This is a genomic window from Sodalis-like endosymbiont of Proechinophthirus fluctus, from assembly GCF_001602625.1.
Taxonomy (GTDB): Bacteria; Pseudomonadota; Gammaproteobacteria; order Enterobacterales; family Enterobacteriaceae.
In genome coordinates, this window is the sequence record NZ_LECR01000023.1 from 330 (window position 1) to 4,214 (window position 3,885).

The 3,885-nt window shown below is 51.5% G+C and carries 4 protein-coding genes and 1 pseudogene; all 5 read left to right on the forward strand.

Translation table 11 applies throughout. The features are described from left to right. Window positions 1-6: 6 nt before the first annotated feature. The gene (locus BG74_RS16065) at window positions 7-249 is read left to right on the forward strand and encodes a DNA polymerase III subunit delta' C-terminal domain-containing protein (protein ID WP_066596365.1); all 243 of its coding nucleotides are present in this window, start codon (window positions 7-9) and stop codon (window positions 247-249) included. 19 nt (window positions 250-268) lie between these two features. Then, window positions 269-1,066, forward strand: a complete 798-nt coding sequence (locus BG74_RS02520) for a metal-dependent hydrolase (RefSeq protein ID WP_066596366.1) — start codon at window positions 269-271, stop codon at window positions 1,064-1,066. Between the two features lie 318 nt (window positions 1,067-1,384). Continuing rightward, window positions 1,385-2,091, forward strand: a pseudogene (locus BG74_RS12495) (PTS transporter subunit EIIC); the annotation flags it as partial. Between the two features lie 331 nt (window positions 2,092-2,422). Beyond that, entirely contained in the window at window positions 2,423-2,770 is a 348-nt protein-coding gene (gene hinT, locus BG74_RS02525; protein WP_066596367.1) for a purine nucleoside phosphoramidase, read from the forward strand. Window positions 2,771-3,098: 328 nt separating this feature from the next. Then, entirely contained in the window at window positions 3,099-3,680 is a 582-nt protein-coding gene (lpoB, locus tag BG74_RS02530; protein ID WP_066596539.1) for a penicillin-binding protein activator LpoB, read from the forward strand. Window positions 3,681-3,885 lie beyond the last annotated feature (205 nt).

Genomic DNA, 3,885 nt, shown 5'->3' on the forward strand with positions numbered 1-3,885 from the left:
AGCCTATTGACCGATGCACTGAAATGGCAGCATGGCGCTCAGGAATTTCTAGTCAACGCCGACAGGACGTCGTTGGTTGCTGCGTTGGCAGCACGCTGGCCGGCCGGATTGCTGCACGCGCAGTGGCAACAGTGGATGCAGTGTTCTCTCCAGTGCCAGGAGATAAGCGGCGTCAATCGCGAATTATTGCTGACCCACCAATTGCTTAATTGGGAGCAGGGCGTTGCCCATACTTATGCTTCCCTATGATGTAGGATAAGGCTAAACTATGTTCTTAATTGATTCCCATTGCCATCTTGATGGCCTGGATTACCAAGCGCTTCACCAGGATGTGGCGGATGTCGCGGCCAAGGCGCGCACGCGCGACGTGAAACTGATGCTGGCGGTCTGTACCACATTACCCGGCTTTCATGCTATGACAACTATGATCGGCCGCCGCGATGATGTGCTATTTTCCTGCGGTATCCATCCCCTGAATATTGATAAACCATATGATTTCGCTGAGCTGCAGCATTTGGCTGCAGGGGAGGACGTGGTAGCGCTCGGTGAAACTGGTTTGGATTACTATTACCAACAGGATAACAAGGTGCAGCAACAGGCGGCTTTCCGCGAACATATTCGTGTAGGGCGTGCGCTGAATAAGCCGGTCATCGTTCATACGCGTGGCGCCCGTAAAGATACCCTGGCTATCTTGCTCGAGGAGCAAGCCAGCGATTGCAGCGGCGTACTTCATTGCTTTACTGAAGACCAGGCGACTGCTAAGACCTTGCTGGATATAGGGTTCTACATCTCTTTCTCCGGTATTATTACCTTCCGCAATGCACAAGCACTGCGCGAGGTAGTGCGCTATGTTCCTCTCGATCGACTTCTAGTCGAGACCGATTCCCCTTATCTGGCCCCGGTACCTTATCGCGGCAAGGAAAACCAGCCGGCTTATGTGCGCGATGTGGCGGAATTTATGGCGACGCTGAAAGGCGTCTTTCCAACGCAGTTGGCTGCTGCTACCACCGATAATTTCGGCCGCCTGTTTCACGTGGAGATGCAGCGTTACCTCGACGCTAACTGATGTAAATCTATATAATGATTATTATATAGATTTACTATTGTGCACAGTCTCGCCCGTGTGGGCCAGATAGATGATATCCTGCAATGCGGCTCCTGCATCCGCAGGCCAGTAGCTGCTAGCTGTGTTGTGACCGTGCTTCCTAAGCCAGGTAGAAAATGCTGAAGCAGGCTATGCTCGTTCTGCTTCAGGAGGGAAACACCGATAAAGCTAGCTCCCTATGTTATTAAAGGCGGTGACACCAATTAACAGTAACCGCTGCCGGTATTATCTGGCGTGGACTCTGATGCACCAGGATTTTGAGTCAGAAGTAAAAACACCATGTTGCAAAATGCATTCGACCGCCTGCAGAAAATTGGCAAGTCGCTGATGATGCTGGTTTCCGTCTTGCCTGTCGTCGGTATTTTTGCTGGGGGTATGGTGTCTGCCCGAATTCAGTTGGCTGTCCGGTGCTCTCTGATGTTATGGTGGAGGAGGGAAGGCTCGGTTTTGCCAATATACCGCTGATTTTCGCGATCAGCGTAGCACTAGGGTTACTCATAACGACGCTGTGGCTGCATACTGGTCGTGGCTGCGTACGGTATTATGGTAAAAAACTATAGCCGTGGTCGCGCGGCTCATTCTGCATCTTTCTACCAACGACGTTGTGACCAAACAATTGTCGGATACGGGCGCTCTGGGTGGCATTATCGTCGGTTCCATCTCCGCGTCTATATTTAACCGCTTTTAACGTATCAAGCTGCCGGGATATCTAAGCTTTTTCGCCAGTAAGTGCATCGTTTCGATTATCTCGTGCCTGCTGGAGATTATATTCGGCATGGTACTATCGTTTATTTGGCCGCCGACTGGCGCCGCTATTCAGGAGTTCTCCCATTGGGCCGCCTATCAGAATCCGATGGTAGCATTCGATATTTACGGCGTGTGATGGAGCGGGCGCTGGTGCCACCGTTTGGCCTCTGCATCTGGAATATCCTCTCTAGATGCAGGTCAAGGAATTCATCAAAAACACCGCTGGTTATATCTTTCATTTGATATGACTGATGCCCCTTATGGCTGATGGGGGTGGGGGTCGTCACGGTGTCAATCCGGGCACGTGCGCGGTGGCAAGGTCAGTATGCGCGCCATAGTGCGCAGTGTGTCCCCCGCCATTTTGCAAGCACGCGGTGACAGGTTTTATGCAACGTAGAGAGGCGGAAGCTTTCCTGTTTACTATGGTTAATACGCCCACGTCGCCATTGCGCACCATAAGTAATTATTTTCGCCCTAAGTGACTATTTTAATGATGCGGCCGGTTGAAAAATAGGGAGTTCCTCACTCATACTTCTGTTATCAACCAGTCAGGAAACAAGGAACACCGTCATGACTAAAGAAACCATTTTTAGTAAAATAATTCGCCGGGAGATTCCCGCTGATGTTCTCTATCAGGACAATTTGGTTACTGCTTTTCGCGATATCAACCCCAAAGCGCCCAGCCATATTTTGATCGTGACCAATATGCTTATCCCCACCGTTAACGATCTCACTGCAGATCATGAAGCAGCGCTGGGACGGTTGTTTACCGTTGCGGCGAAAATTGCCCAACAAGAGGGCATCGATGAGGATGGCTACCGGCTAATAGTGAATTGCAACCGCCACGGCGGCCAGGAAGTTTATCATTTGCACATGCATCTTTTGGGTGGTAGGCCGCTTGGCCCACTGGTGGCGTGATACATTGGAGACAAACATGCGTTTAGTACCCTGGATAGTAGCGCTGTTGCTGTTAACCGGTGGTAGCGACAGTTTGCGATACCACATTGATTATCAAATAATCAGCAGTTACTAGTGATGGACCCGTAGGTGCTCAGCGTCGCTTACCTTGTATTACCGTTTCTATTAGTACGATGCGCAGGGATTGGGTGCCATGCCGTTCGCCGCGACTCACATGCCGATCGTGCCGCCTGGCGGAGAAGCTCAGGTGGAGGCGGTGAATAGTAATCCGGAGGAGAAGCACGTTCATTTCTATTTGTTTTTGCATAAAAATCAATTCTATTCTAAAATGAAAAAGACAGCCTTAATCCTCCTTACAGCGCTGATGCTAGCCAGCTGTACCACCAGAAATCCATCGCCGCTCCTGGCCACCATAGAGCCAGTACCTTTGCCAGCCACGGTACCGGTACAGCCGCCGGTAACCAGCGTGCCAGTGCCCATGCCGCAGAAAATCAAGACCATTGACTGGCATGCTAGTCTGTCGCCCATGGTGCAGCAAATGTTGGCAGTGGAGGAAATAAACGATAGCAGCGTGCTGCTAGTAAATACTCTGAATAACGCTACTAACGGCAGTATGCAGACCGGTAAAGCCACTGCCGTTCTTACCCGCCTCATTGTGGATGGCGGCGGCAAATTCCAGGTGGTGGGCGCCGATAAACTGAACGCGGCGCGCCAGATGTTAGGGCTTTCCGCCGACGACAGTTTGGAATCGCGCAGTAAAGCAGTAGGACTGGCGCGCTATCTCAACGCCCAGTACGTGCTCTATAGCACTGCCAGCGGCTATGTGAAAGCACCCACGCTCGATCTGCAATTGATGCTGGTGCAAACCGGCGAGATCATCTGGTCCAGTAACGGCATTGCCCAGGATTGACGACGGGCTACGATCGATGCTGGCGTTCTATATATACTGCCGCGTGCGTCTTGAGCCAGTGTGAAACTCTGTCGGTCAGCGGTCTGACCGGCGAAAGCTGGCGATTGCAGGGAGTCAGTTTTGATTTGCCTGCTGGTGCTTCGCGCGCCAGCGGGCAAAAAATATTACTCGGCATTGATAGACGTCGAGAATTTCGCCTGTTGTG

Coding starts and splice junctions, on each gene's coding strand:
- BG74_RS02520 (WP_066596366.1), top strand. CDS start 269: ATGTTCTTAATTGATTCCCATTGCCATCTTGATGGCCTGGATTACCAA.
- hinT (WP_066596367.1), top strand. CDS start 2,423: ATGACTAAAGAAACCATTTTTAGTAAAATAATTCGCCGGGAGATTCCC.
- lpoB (WP_066596539.1), top strand. CDS start 3,099: ATGAAAAAGACAGCCTTAATCCTCCTTACAGCGCTGATGCTAGCCAGC.